Source organism: Naasia sp., from assembly GCF_025465545.1.
In the GTDB taxonomy this organism is placed as follows: Bacteria; Actinomycetota; Actinomycetes; order Actinomycetales; family Microbacteriaceae; genus Naasia.
Genome location: NZ_JAODMK010000010.1, coordinates 155,689 through 172,268, shown reverse-complemented (window position 1 = coordinate 172,268; position 16,580 = coordinate 155,689). Strand labels below are relative to the sequence as shown.

Sequence of the window (16,580 nt, the reverse complement as noted above, 5' to 3'; positions counted from 1 at the left end):
AGGATGAGGCTGGTCTTCGCCGGCACTCCGTCGCCTGCGGTGCCGAGCCTCAGGACCCTCGCCGCGGGGGAGCACGAGGTCGCAATGGTGCTCACCCGCCCCGACGCGCCCCTCGGCCGAAAGCGGGTGCTCACCCCCTCGCCGGTCGCGGAGGCGGCCGAGCGTCTCGCCCTCCCGGTGCTGCGACCGACCGTGCTGGACGCGGAGGTGAGCGCCTCGCTCGCGGCGGTCGAGCCGGACCTCGGCGTGGTCGTGGCCTACGGCAAGCTCCTGCGCGAGCCCCTGCTGTCCGTTCCGCGGCTCGGCTGGATCAATCTGCACTTCTCGCTGCTGCCGCGCTGGCGCGGTGCGGCTCCGGTGCAGCGCGCCCTGCTCGCGGGCGACGCGGTCACCGGCGTGAGCGTCTTCCAGTTGGAGGCGGGCATGGACACCGGCCCGGTCTACGCCCGTGAGGAGCACACGATCGGCCGGCACGAGACGGCCGGACACCTGCTCGGGGTCCTCGCCGAGCGGGGCGCCGCCGTCCTCGCCCGGGTCGTCGACGACCTCGCGGACGGCACCGCGGTCGGGGTGCCGCAGGAGGGCGAGCCGACCCTCGCCCCCAAGCTCACCCTGCTCGACGGCGCCATCGACTGGCGCCAGAGCGCCGATCGGGTGCTCGACCGGGTGCGCGGCGCGACGCCGGAGCCGGGTGCCTACCTGATGCTCTCCGGTGAGCGGCTCAAGGTGCACGAGGCGGCGCCGTCGCGGGACAGCGCCGGCGTCCGCCCGGGCGAACTCACCCTCCGCGGCCGTTCGGTCGTGCTCGGCACTGGGACCGTGCCGGTCGAGCTGGTGGTCGTGCAGCCGAGCGGCAGGCGGGCCATGGCGGCGGCCGCCTGGTGGCGGGGCCTCGGCGGCGTCGCCTCCCTCAGCGCCGACCTGGAGCAGGCGTGAGCGCCGCGCCCCGCGTCCAGCCCGCGCGCCGCGTCGCGCTCGAGGTCATCCGCGCCGTCCGGGCGGAGGACGCCTACGCCAACCTGCTGCTGCCGGCGCGCGTGCACCGCGCCGGACTCAGCACCGCCGACGCCGCCCTCGCCACCGAACTCACCTACGGCACGCTCCGGCGCTCGGGCTACTACGACCGGGTGATCGAGCTGGTCTCCGGCCGCCCGATCGCGCGGGTCGACCCGCCGCTCCGGGACGTGCTCCGGCTCGGCGCGCACCAGCTGCTGTCGATGCGCGTCGCCCCGCACGCCGCGGTCAACGAGGCCGTGCTGCAGGCGAAGGAGTCCGGAGTCCGCTCCGGCAGCGGATTCGTCAACGGCGTGCTCCGCACCATCGCCCGCACGGACCGGGAGGAGTGGCTCAACCGGGTGCTCGAGGGCACCGAGGGCGAGGACGAGCGGCTCTCCGTGCTGCACTCCCATCCCGCCTGGGTGGTCCGGGCGTTCCGGAACGCCCTCGCCGCCGAGGGACGCGAATCCGAGCTCACCTACCTCCTCGAGGCCGACAACGCCCCGCCGAAGGTCGGCCTCGTCGCCCTGCCGGGGCTCGGCGACCGCAGCGAGGTCGGCCTCCTGCCCACCGACTTCTCCCCGCTCGGCATGGTTCTCAGCAGCGGCGACCCGCTCGCCCTGCCGGCCGTGCGGGCAGGCACCGTCCGCGTGCAGGACGAGGGCTCCCAGCTCGCCGCGCTCGCGCTCAGCCGCTCGCGCCCCGTCTCGCTCGGCGAGCGCTGGCTGGACATGTGCGCGGGCCCCGGAGGCAAGGCCGCGGTGCTCGCCGCGGACGCCGCACTCGGGGGAGCGGCCCTTCTCGCCAACGAGGTGCTCCCCGGCCGGGCGGCGCTCGTCCAGGGAGCGCTCGACGCCGTCCCGGGAGTGCACCAGGTGGTCATCGGCGACGCCCGCCGGTTCGGCACGGGCGAGGAGGGCTACTTCGACCGGATCCTCCTCGACGCGCCCTGCACCGGGCTCGGCGCGCTGCGCCGCCGGCCCGAGGCGCGCTGGCGGAAGTCGCCGGACGATGTCGCCGCGCTCGCGCCGCTGCAGGCCGAGCTGCTCGACGCGGCCTTCGGCGCGCTCAAGCCCGGCGGACTCCTCGCCTACGTCACCTGCTCGCCGCACCTCGACGAGACGCGGGCGATCGTCGCCGCGGCCCTCGAGCGGCATGCCGAGCTCGTCGCACTCGACACGGCAGCGCTCCTCGCCGAGGCCACCGGTGGGGCGCTCCGCGACGCCGGCGTGGGCCGCGCGGTGCAGCTCTGGCCGCACCGGCACGGCACCGACGGCATGTTCATCGCCCTGCTCACCAAGGCGGGCGGGCTGCCGGCGGCAGTCCGCGAGAGCGAGCGGGGCCACGTCCGGCCGGTCCGGCCTCAGTAGACTCGCCCGGTGGCGCCGTACATCCACCCGAGCATCCTGGCCGCCGATTTCGCGAACCTCGAGCAGGAGGTGCTGCGCATCGGTGAGGCCGACCTCGTGCACGTCGACGTGATGGACAACCACTTCGTGCCGAACCTCACCTTCGGTCTCGGCACCGTCGAGCGGCTCGCCGAGGTGAGCCCCGTCCCGCTCGACGTGCACCTGATGATCGAGGATCCGGACCGGTGGGCGCCCGACTACGCCTCCGCGGGAGCGGCATCCGTCACCTTCCATGTCGAGGCGGCTGCTGACGCCGTCGCGACCGCCCGGGCCATCCGGGCCCGCGGCGCCCGGGCCGGCATCGCCCTCAAGCCCGGCACGCCCGCTGAGCCGTGGCTCGACCGGCTCGCCGAGTTCGACCTGGTCCTCGTCATGACGGTGGAGCCCGGCTTCGGCGGCCAGTCCTTCCTCGACGGGATGATGCCGAAGCTCGCCCTCGTCGCAGCGGCCGCGGAGCGCGAGGGCCGCGACCTGCGACTCCAGGTCGACGGCGGGATCAGCACCGCCACCATCGGCATCGCCGCCCGGCACGGCGCCGACACCTTCGTGGCCGGATCGAGCGTCTTCGGCAGCACCGACCCGGGGAAGGCGATCCGGGCGCTGCGGACGGCCGCGTCCCGCTGACCGGTAACCTGGAGCCGTGAAGACCTTCGACGAGCTGTTCGCGGAACTCGCGGACAAGGCGGCCGCGCGGCCGGAGGGCTCCGGCACGGTGGCCGAGCTCGACGCCGGTGTGCACTCGATCGGCAAGAAGATCGTCGAGGAGGCCGCCGAGGTCTGGATGGCGGCCGAGCACGAGTCCGGCGACCGGCTCGCCGAGGAGACCTCCCAGCTGCTCTACCACCTGCAGGTCATGCTGCTCGCCCGGGGGCTCGCTCTCGAGGACGTCTACCGACATCTGTGACCCGGCGGGCGCCCCGCCCCCGGTCCGGCCGGACCTCTCCACCCCCAATCTTCCGAAGGCAGCCATGCTGAGAATCGCAGTGCCCAACAAGGGCACGCTGAGTGAGTCCGCGGCAGCGATGCTGCGGGAAGCCGGGTACGCGGTGCGCCGCGACCCCAAGGAGCTCATCGTCGCCGATCCGCGCAACGGCGTGGAGTTCTTCTACCTGCGCCCCCGCGACATCGCCACCTACGTGGGGTCGGGCGCCCTCGACGTCGGCATCACCGGACGCGACCTGCTGCTGGACTCCGAGTCGCCCGCCGGCGAGGTGGTCGGCCTCGACTTCGGTGCGTCCACCTTCCGCTTCGCCGGACCCATCGGCCGGTTCTCGTCGCTGGAGGATCTCAACGGGGCGCGGGTGGCCACCAGCTACACCGGGCTCGTCGGCGGCTTCCTCCGTGACAACGGCGTGAGCGTCGAGCTCATCCACCTCGACGGAGCCGTGGAGTCCGCCGTGCGGCTCGGCGTCGCCGACGCCGTGGCCGACGTCGTCGAGACCGGCAGCACGCTCCGCAAGCAGGGGCTCGAGATCTTCGGCCCCGTCCTGCTCGAGTCCAGCGCCGTCCTCGTGGCGTCGGATCCCTCGCTCGCCGGCATCGACGTGCTCGTCCGCCGGCTGCAGGGCGTCATGGTGGCCCACCAGTACGTGCTGATGGACTACGACCTGCCCGCGCCGCTCCTCGACCAGGCATCGGTGATCACGCCCGGACTGGAGTCGCCGACGGTGTCGCCGCTGCGCGACACGGGGTGGGTCGCCGTGCGGGTCATGGTGCCGCGCTTCGACACGAACCAGGTGATGGATGCCCTCTACGAGCTCGGCGCGCGCGCGATCCTCGTCAGCCCCATCCACGCCGCCCGGATCTAGGACGGCCGAGCGATGAGCGTCGCCGTCCGGGTGATCCCCTGCCTTGACGTGGCGAACGGACGGGTGGTCAAGGGCGTCAACTTCCAGAACCTCCGCGACGCGGGCGACCCCGTCGAGCTGTCGCGCACCTACTACGAACAGGGCGCCGACGAGCTGACGTTCCTCGACGTCACCGCCACCACCGAGCAGCGGGACACCATGTACGACGTGGTCCGCCGCACCGCGGAGCAGGTCTTCATCCCGCTCACGGTGGGCGGGGGAGTCCGCTCCGCCGAGGACGTGGCGCGGCTCCTCGCCAGCGGGGCCGACAAGATCGGCGTCAACAGCGCCGCAATCGCGCGCCCTGCCGTGATCGACGAGATCGCCGACCGGTTCGGCGCCCAGGTCGTCGTCCTCTCCCTCGACGTCACCCGCGCCGCGCACACCGACTCGGGCTTCGTGGTCACGACCCACGGCGGCCGCCGCCGCACCGACCTCGACGCCGTGGCCTGGGCGCGGGAGGCCATCGAGCGGGGAGCGGGGGAGCTGCTCGTCAACTCGATCGACGCCGACGGCACCAAGAGCGGCTACGACCTCGAGCTCATCGAGGCGATGCGCTCCGTCAGCACGGTGCCGGTCGTCGCCTCCGGCGGCGCGGGCGCACTCGAGCACTTCGCCCCCGCGGTCCAGGCGGGCGCCGACGCGGTGCTCGCCGCGTCCGTCTTCCACTCGGGCCAGCTCACCATCGGCGACGTCAAGCGGGCGCTCGCCGCGAAGGGAATCGTGATCCGCTGATGACCCTCCTGGATCCCGAGCGCGCCGCCGACATCGACGCAGTGGTCGCCCGCGCGAGCTTCGACTCGGCGGGCCTCCTGCCTGCCGTCATCCAGGAGGAGGGCAGCGGCCAGGTCCTCATGCTCGGCTACATGAACGCCGAGGCGCTCCGCAGGACGCTGTCCGAGGGCCGGGTCACGTTCTGGTCCCGCAGCCGCCAGGAGCTCTGGCGGAAGGGCGACACCTCCGGCAACGTGCAGTACGTGCGCGCCGCCGCGCTCGACTGCGACGACGACGCCCTGCTCGTCACGGTGCACCAGGTCGGCCCCGCCTGTCACACCGGCGCGCACGCGTGCTTCGACGTCGACCCGCTCGCGCCGGTCCTCGGCGGGCCCGCCGCGCACGTCGCGCCGGCCGCCGACGCGACGCGGGAGGCGAACGGTGGCTAGCACCACCCGCTCCGAGTTCGACGCCCTCGTCCCCGACCACCGGGTGCTGCCCGTCGTGCGGGTGCTCTTCGCCGGCGAGGAGACGCCGGTCGGCATCTACCGCAAGCTCGCCGCCGACGCGCAGGGGAACCCACGCCCCGGGACCTTCCTGCTCGAGTCTGCGGAGCAGGGCGGAATCTGGTCGCGCTGGTCCTTCATCGGCGTCTCCTCGTTCGGGGTGCTGACGGAGCAGGACGGCGCCCCGCTCTGGCTCGGCGAGGGCATCGACGCGGAACGCGCCTTCGGCGGCGAGCCGCTCGGCGCCCCTCTCGACGCCGTCGCCCGGCTGGTCGCGCGGTGGCGGACCCCGCGGATCCCCGGGCTGCCCCCGCTCACCGGCGGCCTCGTGGGCTTCATCGGCTGGGAGGCGATCCGCCAGCTCGAGCGCCTGCCCGACGCTCCGCCGGCCGACTTCGACGTGCCGGGCCAGGCGCTCAGCTTCGTCTCCGAGCTCGTGGTCGTCGATCACAAGACCGGCGCGGTCCTGCTCGTCGTGACGGCCCTCGCCGACGGAGCCCCCGACGCGGACGCTCTCTGGGACGATGCGCAGCGCCGGCTCGACGGCCTCCAGGCGCGCCTGTCCGTGCCGAGCCCCGCCGATCTGGCCGAGGCGGACTTCGCGCTCGTGCCGGCGCCGATCCTGCGCACCCGGCGCGAGGACTTCCTCGCCGGCGTCGAGAGGAGCAAGGAGTACATCCGCGAAGGCGACATCTTCCAGGTGGTGCTCTCGCAGCGGTTCGACCTCCCCGCGACCGCGTCCCCCGTCGACGTCTACCGGGTGCTGCGGGCCCTCAACCCGAGCCCGTACATGTACCTGCTCGGCCTCGCCCGCCCGGACGGCTCCCCGTACGCCGTGGTCGGCTCGTCGCCCGAGGCGCTCGTGAAGGTGAGCGAGGGGCGCGTGTTCACCCACCCGATCGCCGGCTCGAAGCCGCGCGGCGCCACGCCGGACGAGGACGCGCAGCTCGCCGAGAGCCTCGCCGCGGATCCCAAGGAGCGGGCCGAGCATCTCATGCTCGTCGACCTGGCCCGCAACGACATCTCGAAGGTCTGCGTCGCCGGAACCATCGAGGTGACCGAGTTCATGCGGATCGAGCGGTTCAGCCACATCATGCACCTCGTCTCGTCGGTGGAGGGTGACCTCAGCCCCGGCGCCGACGCGGTGGACGTGTTCCGCGCCACCTTTCCCGCAGGCACCTTGTCCGGCGCCCCCAAGCCCCGGGCCCTCCAGATCATCGACGAGCTCGAGCCCGCGCAGCGCGGCGTCTACGGGGGAGTGGTCGGCTACTTCGACTTCGCGGGGGACGCCGACCTCGCCATCGCCATCCGCACCGCGCTGCTCGCCGACGGCGTCGCCCGGGTCCAGGCCGGGGGCGGCCTCGTCGCCGACTCCGACCCCGAGTCCGAGTACCGCGAGTCGCAGAACAAGGCGGCCGCACCGCTTCGGGCGGTCGCGATCGCGAACGCGCTGCGCCGGGTGCGCTGACCGTGCCGCCGGCAGCCGACCCGGCCGGCCCGCCCGGCGTTCGGCGCGACGGGCGGCGGGTCAAGTACCTGATCCTGCTCGGGGTGCTCGCCGCGGCGGCCCTCCTGCTGGTCGCGGCCAACGCGCCATGGCTCACCGTCTCGCTCCGGGAGACCGGCCAGGACCTCGAGGTGCGTGGGGCGGACGCCGCGCCCGCCCTCAACGGGATCGCCCTCGCCTGCGCTGCGACCGTCGCCGCGGCGAGCATCGCCGCTCGGCCGGTGCGCTACCTCCTCGCGGCCGTGCTCGCGGCGCTCGGGGCGGGAGCCGCGCTCTCCCCGCTGCCCGCGCTCGCCTCCCCGGACTCCGCGGCCGGCACCGCGGTGGCGGCGGCGACGGGGATCACCGGGTCGGTGCCCGACCTCGTCTCCCGCATCGCCGTCAGCGCCTGGCCGGCCGTCGCCGTCGTCGCGGGCGCCCTGGTGCTGCTCCTCGCCGCGGCGATCACGGTCACCGCACGGAGCTGGCCGGGGACCGGGCGCCGCTACGCGGCCGACCCGGGTGCTGCCGACGTTCGCGGGGCCAACCCAGCCGGTCCTGATTCCCGGAACGCCGACGGAGCCGCTGCCGGGCCTGCCGAGGACTCGTCTCGTGCCACCGATCCGGGATCCGCCCCGGCCGACACCCGCGGCGCTCGCGCCGCCGATGCCTGGGACGCGCTCAGCGCCGGCAGCGATCCGACGGCGGCCGGGGGCGGGGCCGACGACGCGCACGACTAGAATCGCCACATGAGCAACGAGCACTCCGAGCCCGGCCATGGGGACTCGCCCGCCGCCTGGACCGCCGTCGTCGTCATGCTGATCGGGTTCGCCGTCGGCACCGCGGCGCTGTTCCTCGACGCCACCTACGACGTCCAGCTCATGTGGCTCGTCTGGGTCGGTGCGGTCATCGTCGTCCTCGGCCTGCTGATCGGCGCCGTGCTCGCGAAGCTCGGCTACGGCGTGCGCGGGTCCCGGTACGCCGCCAAAGCCGACAACGGCTAGGGCGCCGGTGTCCCTGCTCGCCGAACTGGTCGAGGGCGCCCGGGCCGACGCACAGACGCGGCGGGACGACGTCTCGCTCGTCGAGGTGGAACGGCTCGCCGCCGCGGCGCCGCCCGCGCTCGACGTGCTCGAGTTCCTGCGTCCCGCCGACCGCGTCAAGATCCTCGCCGAGGTCAAGCGCGCGAGCCCGTCGCGCGGCCGCCTCGCCGACATCCCCGACCCGGCGGCGCTCGCCGTCTCCTACGAGACCGGCGGGGCGAGTGCCATCAGCGTGCTCACCGAGGAGCGCCGGTTCGGCGGGTCGCTCGCCGACCTCCGCGAGGTCCGTGCCGCCGTCGGGATCCCCGTGCTCCGCAAGGACTTCCTGGTGGACGAGTACCAGGTGCTCGAGGCGCGCGCGGCCGGAGCCGACCTCGTGCTCCTGATCGTCGCGGCCCTCGACCAGGCCCGGCTCGCCCGGCTGTTCGAGCTCACCTCGTCGCTCGGCATGGCCGCCCTCGTCGAGACCCACGACGCCGATGAGGTGTCCAGGGCACTCGACGTCGGAGCCGCCGTGATCGGCGTCAACGCCCGCGACCTCTCCACCTTCGAGCTCGACCAGGACCTGTTCGGCCGGCTCGCGGACAGCATCCCGGGCTCCGTCATCCGCGTCGCCGAGTCCGCCGTGCGGACCGCGTCCGACGTCGCCCACTACCGCCGTGCCGGAGCAGACGTGGTCCTCGTCGGCGAAGCACTCGTCACCGGAGATCCGGTGGCCACACTCCAGGAGTTCCTCGCAGCATGACCGAGCACGACGCCGCCCCCGCCCCCCTGCAGCTGCCGGGGCCCTACTTCGGCGCCTACGGCGGCCGGTTCGTCCCCGAGCCGCTCGTCGCCGCGCTCGACGAGCTCACCCTCGCCTGGGAGGAGGCGAAGGCCGATCCCGCCTACCGGCTCGAGCTCGACGAGCTGCACCGCAGCTACACCGGCCGGCCCTCCATCCTCACCGAGGTGCCGCGCTTCGCCCAGCACGCCGGCGGCGCCCGCATCCTGCTGAAGCGCGAGGACCTCAACCACACCGGCTCGCACAAGATCAACAACGTCCTCGGCCAGGCGCTGCTCACCCGCCGGATCGGCAAGACCCGCGTGATCGCCGAGACGGGCGCCGGCCAGCACGGCGTCGCCACGGCCACCGCCGCCGCGCTCTTCGGCCTCGACTGCGTGGTCTACATGGGCGAGGTGGACACCGAGCGGCAGGCGCTCAACGTGGCCAGGATGCGCCTGCTCGGCGCCGAGGTCATCCCGGTCACCACCGGCTCCCGCACGCTGAAGGACGCCATCAACGAGGCGATGCGCGACTGGGTCACGAACGTCTCCACCACCAACTACATCTTCGGCACCGTGGCCGGCCCGCACCCGTTCCCGGCGATGGTGCGCGATCTTCAGCGCATCATCGGCGACGAGGCTCGGGAGCAGGTCATCGCCCTCACCGGGTCGCTGCCCACCGCGGTCGCGGCCTGCGTCGGCGGCGGCAGCAACGCGATGGGCATCTTCAGCGCGTTCCTCGACGACTCCGAGGTCGCCCTCTACGGCTTCGAGGCGGCGGGCGACGGCGCGAACACCCCGCGGCACGCGGCGACCATCACCAAGGGCAGGCCCGGCGTGCTGCACGGCGCCCGCAGCTACCTGCTGCAGGACGAGGACGGGCAGACGGTGGAGTCGCACTCCATCTCGGCCGGGCTCGACTACCCGGGGGTGGGTCCGGAGCACGCCTGGCTCGCCGACATCGGCCGCGCCAGCTACCGTCCCGTCACCGACGCCGAGGCCATGTCGGCCCTGCGGCTGCTCAGCCGCACGGAGGGCATCATCCCGGCCATCGAGTCGGCGCACGCCCTGGCCGGAGCGCTCGAGCTGGGACGCGAACTCGGCCCGGATGCGGTCATCCTCGTCAACCTCAGCGGCCGCGGCGACAAGGACATGACGACCGCCGGCCACTACTTCGACCTCCTCGACCGCGGGGCGGAGCAGGCGTGACCGCGGCGATCGAGAGTTCGGTCGGCGCACTGCTCGCCGAGCGCCGCGCGGCGGGCAGGGGCCTGCTCGTCGGCTACCTGCCGGTCGGCTTCCCCGACCTGGCCACCAGCATCGACGCCGCCGTCGCCCTGGTCGAGAACGGCGTCGACGTGCTGGAGCTCGGCCTGCCCTACTCGGATCCGGTGATCGACGGCCCGGTCATCCAGGCCGCGACCCAGCGGGCCCTCGCGGGCGGCTTCCGGCTGCGCCACGGCTTCGAAGCGGTCGCCGCGGTGCGCTCGCGCGTGGCCGCCCCCGTGCTCCTCATGACCTACTGGAATCCGGTCATGCAATACGGCGTCGAGCGGTTCGCGGACGACCTGGTCTCCGCGGGCGGCGCCGGGCTGATCACCCCCGACCTCATCCCCGACGAGGCCGGGGAGTGGCTCGCGGCGTCCGACCGCACCGGCCTCGACCGGGTGTTCCTCGCCGCGCCGTCGTCGAGCCCGGAGCGCCTGGCGAACACGGTGCGGCACAGCCGCGGCTTCGTCTATGCGGTCTCCACGATGGGCATCACCGGCGCCCGGGCCGATGTCGACCGTGCCGCGCGCGGGCTGGTCGGCCGGCTGCGTGAGGCCGGATCCGACGCCGCCTGCGTCGGCATCGGCATCTCCACACCGGAGCAGGTCCGGGAGGTTCTGGAGTACGCGGACGGCGCGATCGTGGGCTCGGCGCTCGTGTCGGCACTGGCCGAGGGAGGCGTCGGCGGGGCGGCTGCGACGGCCGCCCGACTCGCTTCCGGCGTAGTAGCCTGAGCCATCGTGATGCCCCGCAGCCTGCCGAGCCCGCCTCCCGAGTGGAGTTCCTTCACCCTCGGGATCTTCACGATCCACACCTACGCGCTGTGCATCCTGCTGGGCATCGTGGTGGCCCTGCTGCTCACCTCCCGGCGCATGACGCGGCGGGGCGCCGAGCCGGGCGTCGTCGTGGACATCGTGCTCTGGGCAGTGCCGCTCGGCATCGTCGGGGCACGGCTCTACCACGTGTTCACCCACCCGGCCGACTACTTCGGCGACGGCAAGGACCTCCTCGCGATCCTCTACATCTGGGAGGGCGGCAACGCCATCTTCGGCGGTCTGATCGGCGGCGCGGTCGGAGCCTGGATCGGCTGCCGGCTCACCGGCATCCGCTTCTGGACCTTCGCGGACGCCCTCGCTCCGGGACTGCTGTTCGCCCAGGCCATCGGGCGCTTCGGCAACTGGTTCAACCAGGAGCTGTACGGCCAGCCGACCGACCTCCCCTGGGGGCTCGAGATCCCGTCCACCAACCCGGCCTTCCCGGCAGGGCTGCCCGAGGGCACCCTGTTCCACCCCACCTTCCTCTACGAGTTCCTCTGGAACGCGTTCGGCGGGGTCCTGCTGCTCCTTCTCCAGCGCGAGTTCCGGCTGCAGTGGGGCAAGCTCTTCGCGCTCTACCTCGTCTGGTACGGCGCGGGCCGGATCTGGTTCGAGTCCATCCGCGTCGACCCCAGCGAGGTGATCCTCGGCCTGCGCGTCAACGTGTGGGGCGCGATCGTCGCCGTGGTCCTCGGGATCGTGCTCTTCCTCGTGCAGCGGAGGCGGCACCCGGGAGTCGAGCCGGGAGCCTACCTGGCCGGCCGCGAGTGGACTCGCCCCGACGCGATAGAATCGCGCTACACCGCCAAGGACTTCGAGGACGACGGCACCGACGCCGCCTCGCCAGTCCCGGGTGCGCCCGCCACAAGCACGGCGTCCCGGACGGCGGGTTCCGGCAGGTCCTGAACGCCGGGCGGAGCGGATCCGACCGGGATTCCCGCCGCATCGCGTCGACTTCCTGCCTGCGAGCCTTCCCCCCGCCGCGCCTGCGGCGCGTCCCCTGCTGCACAATGGAAAGCTGACCTTCCGTACGTTTCCATCCCGGGCCACCGCCGTCCCGTTCGAGCATCGTTCCCGTGAGGAGGCCCGCCGATGTCCACGATCTCCGCGTCGCAGCCGAGTGTCCCGTCGCCGTACCGCGCCTTCTCCACGGTGCCGCCCGCGCAGGGCATGTACGACCCTGCCGGTGAGCGTGACGCATGCGGCCTCGCGATGGTCGCCACCATGCGCGGAACGGCCGGCCACGACATCATCACCGCCGCCCTCGGCGCCCTGCGCAACCTCGAGCACCGCGGAGCCGTCGGCTCGGACGCCGGCACGGGCGACGGCGCGGGGATCCTCACCCAGGTCCCGGACGCCTTCCTCCGCGCGGTCGTCGACTTCGACCTGCCGCCGGCCGGTCAGTACGCCGTCGGCCTCGCGTTCCTGCCCACCGACGCTGCCGAGCGCAAGCGCCTGCAGGACGCGATCGCGGTGATCGCCGACGAGGAGAGCCTCACCGTGCTCGGCTGGCGCGACGTGCCGCACGAGCCGGACGAGATCGGCAACCTGGCGCGCGGCGCCATGCCCGCCTTCCGTCAGCTGTTCGTGGCCAGTCGCCGGCACACCGCCGACGGCGTTCCCTTCAGCGGCATCGCCCTCGACCGGCAGGCCATGCGCCTGCGCAAGCGCGCGGAGCGGGCGCACGGCGCCTTCTTCTGCTCGCTGTCGAGCCGCACGCTCGTCTACAAGGGCATGGTCACCACGCTCCAGCTGGAGCCCTTCTACCCCGACCTGTCCGACGAGCGCTTCGCGTCGACCCTCGCACTCGTGCACTCCCGGTACTCCACCAACACGTTCCCGTCCTGGCCGCTCGCGCAGCCGTTCCGGATGATCGCCCACAACGGCGAGATCAACACCATCCAGGGCAACCGCAACTGGATGCAGGCCCGCCAGTCGCAGCTGGAGACCGAGCTGCTCGGCGATGTCGGGCCGCTGCTGCCGATCGTCACCCCCGGTGCCAGCGACTCCGCGTCCTTCGACGAGGTCGTCGAGCTGCTCAGCCTCACCGGGCGCTCGCTGCCGCACGCCGTGATGATGATGGTGCCGGAGGCCTGGGAGAACAGCCCGGCGATGGACCCGCAGCGTCGCGCGTTCTTCGAGTACCACTCGCTGCTGATGGAGCCGTGGGACGGTCCCGCGGCGATCACCTTCTCCGACGGCTCCGTCGTCGGCGCGACCCTCGACCGCAACGGGCTCCGCCCCGGCCGATACCTCGTCACCGACGACGGCCTCGTCGTGGTCGCCAGCGAGATCGGCGTGCTCGACATCGATCCCGCCCGCATCGTGAAGAAGGGCCGGCTCCGTCCTGGCCGGATGTTCGTCGTCGACACCGTCGCCGGCCGCATCATCGAGGACGACGAGCTGAAGGCGGACCTCGCCGCGGCGCACCCCTACGCGGAGTGGCTCGCGGAGGGTCGCATCCACCTGGAGGACCTGCCCGAGCGCGAGCACATCGTGCACACGCAGAGCTCCGTCACCCGCCGTCAGCGCACCTTCGGCTACACCGAGGAGGAGGTCCGCATCCTCCTCGAGCCGATGGCGCGGGCCGGCGCGGAGCCGCTCGGCGCGATGGGCTCTGACACGCCGATCGCGGTGCTCTCCGACCGGCCCCGGCTCCTCTTCGACTACTTCACCCAGCAGTTCGCGCAGGTGACCAACCCGCCGCTCGACTCGATCCGCGAGGAGGTCGTCACCTCGCTCGGCACCGGCCTCGGTCCTGAGCCGAACCTGCTCCAGCCCGGACCGGAGCACGCCCGTCAGGTGGTGCTGTCCTTCCCGGTGATCGACAACGACGAGCTGGCCAAGATCCAGCACATCGACCCCTCGCACGGCAGCGCGACCACCACCACGGTGCGTGGCCTCTACCGGGTCGACGACGGGCAGCAGGCGCTCGAGCGGCGCATCGCCGCCATGTGTGCCGAGGTCGACGAGGCGATCGAGCACGGGGCGAAGTTCATCGTGCTCTCCGACCGCGACTCCACCGCCGACCTGGCGCCCGTCCCGTCGCTGCTGATGACCGCCGCCGTGCACCACCACCTCATCCGGCGCGAGAACCGGATGAAGGTCGGGCTCGTGATCGAGGCCGGCGACGTGCGCGAGGTGCACCACATCGCGCTCCTGATCGGCTACGGCGCCTCAGCGGTGAACCCCTACCTCGCCATGGAGACCGCCGAGCAGCTCGTGCGCGCGGGACGGCTCTCCGGGCTCAGCCCCGAGCAGGCCGTGAAGAACGTGATCAAGGCGCTCGGCAAGGGCGTGCTCAAGATCATGTCGAAGATGGGCATCTCCACGGTGTCCTCCTACGCGGGCGCCCAGGCGTTCGAGGCGGTCGGGCTGGCCGAGGCGTTCGTGGCCCAGTACTTCACGGGAACGATCTCCAAGCTCGGCGGCGTCGGCATCGACGTCATCGCGGCGGAGAACGCCGCCCGGCATGCGGCGGCCTACCCTGACGACCCCTCGAGCACGGCGCACGAGCGGCTCTGGGTCGGCGGCGAGTACTCCTGGCGCCGGGGCGGCCCGCCGCACCTGTTCAACCCCGACACCGTGTTCCGGCTGCAGCACGCCACGCGCAACCGCCGGTACGACATCTTCCGGGAGTACACCGCGCTGGTCGACGAGCAGGCGGAGAGCCTGCGCACCCTCCGCGGCCTGTTCCGGCTGCGCACCGAGCGTCGCCCCGAGGTCCCGCTCGATGAGGTGGAGCCGATCGAGAGCATCGTCCGCCGCTTCAACACCGGCGCGATGAGCTACGGCTCGATCAGCAAGGAAGCCCACGAGACGCTCGCCATCGCGATGAACCGCCTCGGTGGCCGCAGCAACACGGGCGAGGGCGGCGAGGATGTCGACCGGCTGCTCGACCCCGAGCGCCGCAGCGCGATCAAGCAGGTGGCCTCCGGCCGGTTCGGCGTGACCAGCATGTACCTCACCCACGCGACCGACATCCAGATCAAGCTCGCCCAGGGGGCGAAGCCCGGGGAGGGCGGCCAGCTGCCCCCCGGCAAGGTGTACCCCTGGATCGCCCGGACCCGGCACGCCACCGCGGGCGTCGGCCTGATCTCGCCGCCGCCGCACCACGACATCTACTCCATCGAGGACCTCAAGCAGCTGATCTTCGACCTCAAGCGGGCCAATCCGGCGGCCCGGGTGCACGTGAAGCTGGTGAGCCAGAACGGCATCGGCGCGGTCGCGGCGGGAGTCGCGAAGGCCAAGGCCGACGTGGTGCTCGTCTCCGGGCACGACGGCGGGACCGGTGCCAGCCCCCTCAACTCGCTCAAGCACGCGGGCACGCCGTGGGAACTCGGTCTGGCCGAGACGCAGCAGACCCTCATGCTCAACGGGCTGCGGGAGCGCGTCGTGGTGCAGGTCGACGGTCAGATGAAGTCCGGGCGCGACGTGATCATCGCGGCGCTCCTCGGCGCCGAGGAGTACGGCTTCGCCACCGCCCCGCTCGTGGTGGAGGGCTGCATCCTCATGCGCGTCTGCCACCTCGACACCTGCCCGGTGGGCGTCGCCACCCAGAACCCGGAGCTCCGGGCCCGCTTCACCGGCAAGCCCGAGTTCGTCATCAACTTCTTCGAGTTCCTCGCCCAGGAGGTGCGCGAGCTGCTCAGCAAGCTCGGCTACCGCACCCTCGACGAGATCATCGGCCGCAACGACCTCCTCGACGTGGACCGCGCGGTCGCGCACTGGAAGGCGGACGGCCTCGACCTCGCGCCGATCCTCGTCGGACCCAGGTTCTCCGCGGAGGAGCCTCGCTACGGCAGGGTCGCTCAGGACCACGAGCTCGACGAGCACTTCGACAACCGGCTGATCCTGCTCGCCGCCGACGTGCTCGACCATGGCGGCAAGGTCGAGATCGACCTGCCCATCCGCAACACCGAGCGCGCCGTTGGCACGATGCTCGGACACGAGGTCACCAAGCGGCACGGCGCCAACGGACTCCCGGACGGGTCGATCGACATCACCCTGCGCGGCTCCGCCGGGCAGTCGCTCGGCGCCTTCCTGCCCAGCGGCATCACCCTGCGCCTCATCGGCGACAGCAACGACTACGTGGCGAAGGGGCTCTCCGGGGGGACGGTCATCCTCCGGCCGCCCGCCGAGGCGGGCTTCGTGGCCGAGGAGAACGTGATCGCCGGCAACGTGATCGGCTACGGCGCCACCCTGGGCAGCCTGTTCCTCCGCGGCATCGTGGGGGAGCGCTTCCTCGTGCGCAACTCCGGCGCCACCGCGGTGGTGGAGGGAGTCGGCGACCACGCGCTCGAGTACATGACCGGCGGCCTCGCCGTGATCCTCGGCGCCGTCGGCCGCAACCTCGGCGCAGGCATGTCCGGCGGCACGGCGTATGTCGTCGACCTCGACCCTGACACGGTGAACCGCGAGGCGCTCGCCTCCGGTGAGCTCCAACTGGAGGCGCTCGGCAGTGCCGACGCCGAGATCCTGAGGGACCTCCTCGAGCGGCACCTCGCCGAGACCGGGTCGAGCGTGGCCCAGTCGATGCTCGCCGACTTCCCCGCGGTGGTCGCCCGCTTCACCAAGGTGTTCCCGCGCGACTACGCCGCGGTGCTCGCCACCCGCCAGACCGCGGTCGCCGAGGGACTCGATCCCGACGGCGACGTGGTCTGGACCAGAATCCTCGAGGTGACGAATGGCTGAGCTTCTCGCCGCGACGCCGCCTCCCAGCACGGAAGG

The 16,580-nt window shown here is 72.9% G+C and carries 15 protein-coding genes; all 15 read left to right on the top strand.

What is annotated here, in order from left to right:
- Positions 1-3: 3 nt before the first annotated feature.
- The 15 genes from fmt (at position 4) to gltB (ending at position 16,544) form a co-directional block, all read left to right on the top strand.
- Positions 4-936: a methionyl-tRNA formyltransferase gene (fmt, locus tag JWR33_RS03050; protein WP_297409346.1), complete on the top strand. Its 933-nt coding sequence runs from the start codon at positions 4-6 to the stop codon at positions 934-936.
- Entirely contained in the window at positions 933-2,366 is a 1,434-nt protein-coding gene (locus JWR33_RS03045; RefSeq protein WP_297409343.1) for a transcription antitermination factor NusB, read from the top strand. The genes fmt and JWR33_RS03045 overlap by 4 nt, the downstream gene beginning before the upstream one ends.
- A 9-nt stretch (positions 2,367-2,375) precedes the next feature.
- Positions 2,376-3,029 (top strand): ribulose-phosphate 3-epimerase, encoded by a 654-nt coding sequence (gene rpe / locus JWR33_RS03040; RefSeq protein WP_297409341.1) that lies wholly within the window; start codon positions 2,376-2,378, stop codon positions 3,027-3,029.
- A 16-nt stretch (positions 3,030-3,045) separates the two neighbouring features.
- A complete protein-coding gene (locus JWR33_RS03035) occupies positions 3,046-3,309 on the top strand; it encodes a phosphoribosyl-ATP diphosphatase (protein WP_297409339.1) in 264 nt (87 codons plus the stop codon).
- 64 nt (positions 3,310-3,373) lie between these two features.
- Positions 3,374-4,213, top strand: coding sequence for an ATP phosphoribosyltransferase (gene hisG / locus JWR33_RS03030; protein ID WP_297409337.1), 840 nt, complete (start codon positions 3,374-3,376; stop codon positions 4,211-4,213).
- A 12-nt stretch (positions 4,214-4,225) separates the two neighbouring features.
- Positions 4,226-4,987, top strand: a complete 762-nt coding sequence (hisF, locus tag JWR33_RS03025; protein ID WP_297409335.1) for an imidazole glycerol phosphate synthase subunit HisF — start codon at positions 4,226-4,228, stop codon at positions 4,985-4,987.
- Positions 4,987-5,415 (top strand): phosphoribosyl-AMP cyclohydrolase, encoded by a 429-nt coding sequence (hisI, locus tag JWR33_RS03020; RefSeq protein ID WP_297409333.1) that lies wholly within the window; start codon positions 4,987-4,989, stop codon positions 5,413-5,415. The genes hisF and hisI overlap by 1 nt, the downstream gene beginning before the upstream one ends.
- The gene (locus JWR33_RS03015) at positions 5,408-6,940 is read left to right on the top strand and encodes an anthranilate synthase component I (RefSeq protein ID WP_297409331.1); all 1,533 of its coding nucleotides are present in this window, start codon (positions 5,408-5,410) and stop codon (positions 6,938-6,940) included. Before hisI ends, JWR33_RS03015 begins: the two co-directional genes overlap by 8 nt.
- 2 nt (positions 6,941-6,942) lie before the next feature.
- Positions 6,943-7,698, top strand: coding sequence for a Trp biosynthesis-associated membrane protein (locus JWR33_RS03010; RefSeq protein ID WP_297409329.1), 756 nt, complete (start codon positions 6,943-6,945; stop codon positions 7,696-7,698).
- 9 nt (positions 7,699-7,707) lie between these two features.
- Positions 7,708-7,962: an HGxxPAAW family protein gene (locus JWR33_RS03005; RefSeq protein ID WP_297409327.1), complete on the top strand. Its 255-nt coding sequence runs from the start codon at positions 7,708-7,710 to the stop codon at positions 7,960-7,962.
- 13 nt (positions 7,963-7,975) lie between these two features.
- Positions 7,976-8,746: an indole-3-glycerol phosphate synthase TrpC gene (trpC, locus tag JWR33_RS03000; protein WP_297409376.1), complete on the top strand. Its 771-nt coding sequence runs from the start codon at positions 7,976-7,978 to the stop codon at positions 8,744-8,746.
- Positions 8,743-9,975, top strand: a complete 1,233-nt coding sequence (gene trpB / locus JWR33_RS02995) for a tryptophan synthase subunit beta (protein WP_297409325.1) — start codon at positions 8,743-8,745, stop codon at positions 9,973-9,975. Before trpC ends, trpB begins: the two co-directional genes overlap by 4 nt.
- A gap of 8 nt (positions 9,976-9,983) precedes the next feature.
- Positions 9,984-10,769: a tryptophan synthase subunit alpha gene (gene trpA, locus JWR33_RS02990; protein WP_297409374.1), complete on the top strand. Its 786-nt coding sequence runs from the start codon at positions 9,984-9,986 to the stop codon at positions 10,767-10,769.
- Between the two features lie 9 nt (positions 10,770-10,778).
- Positions 10,779-11,756: a prolipoprotein diacylglyceryl transferase gene (lgt, locus tag JWR33_RS02985; RefSeq protein ID WP_297409372.1), complete on the top strand. Its 978-nt coding sequence runs from the start codon at positions 10,779-10,781 to the stop codon at positions 11,754-11,756.
- A 264-nt stretch (positions 11,757-12,020) separates the two neighbouring features.
- Complete coding sequence (gene gltB / locus JWR33_RS02980) at positions 12,021-16,544, top strand: glutamate synthase large subunit (RefSeq protein ID WP_297409370.1); 4,524 nt, start codon at positions 12,021-12,023, stop codon at positions 16,542-16,544.
- The last annotated feature ends 36 nt before the right edge of the window (positions 16,545-16,580 follow it).

Bases quoted from the DNA above. Each gene is read 5' to 3' on its own strand.
- JWR33_RS03005 (WP_297409327.1), top strand. From the start codon at position 7,708: ATGAGCAACGAGCACTCCGAGCCCGGCCATGGGGACTCGCCCGCCGCC.
- trpB (WP_297409325.1), top strand. From the start codon at position 8,743: ATGACCGAGCACGACGCCGCCCCCGCCCCCCTGCAGCTGCCGGGGCCC.
- lgt (WP_297409372.1), top strand. From the start codon at position 10,779: ATGCCCCGCAGCCTGCCGAGCCCGCCTCCCGAGTGGAGTTCCTTCACC.
- hisG (WP_297409337.1), top strand. From the start codon at position 3,374: ATGCTGAGAATCGCAGTGCCCAACAAGGGCACGCTGAGTGAGTCCGCG.
- hisF (WP_297409335.1), top strand. From the start codon at position 4,226: ATGAGCGTCGCCGTCCGGGTGATCCCCTGCCTTGACGTGGCGAACGGA.
- fmt (WP_297409346.1), top strand. From the start codon at position 4: ATGAGGCTGGTCTTCGCCGGCACTCCGTCGCCTGCGGTGCCGAGCCTC.
- hisI (WP_297409333.1), top strand. From the start codon at position 4,987: ATGACCCTCCTGGATCCCGAGCGCGCCGCCGACATCGACGCAGTGGTC.
- gltB (WP_297409370.1), top strand. From the start codon at position 12,021: ATGTACGACCCTGCCGGTGAGCGTGACGCATGCGGCCTCGCGATGGTC.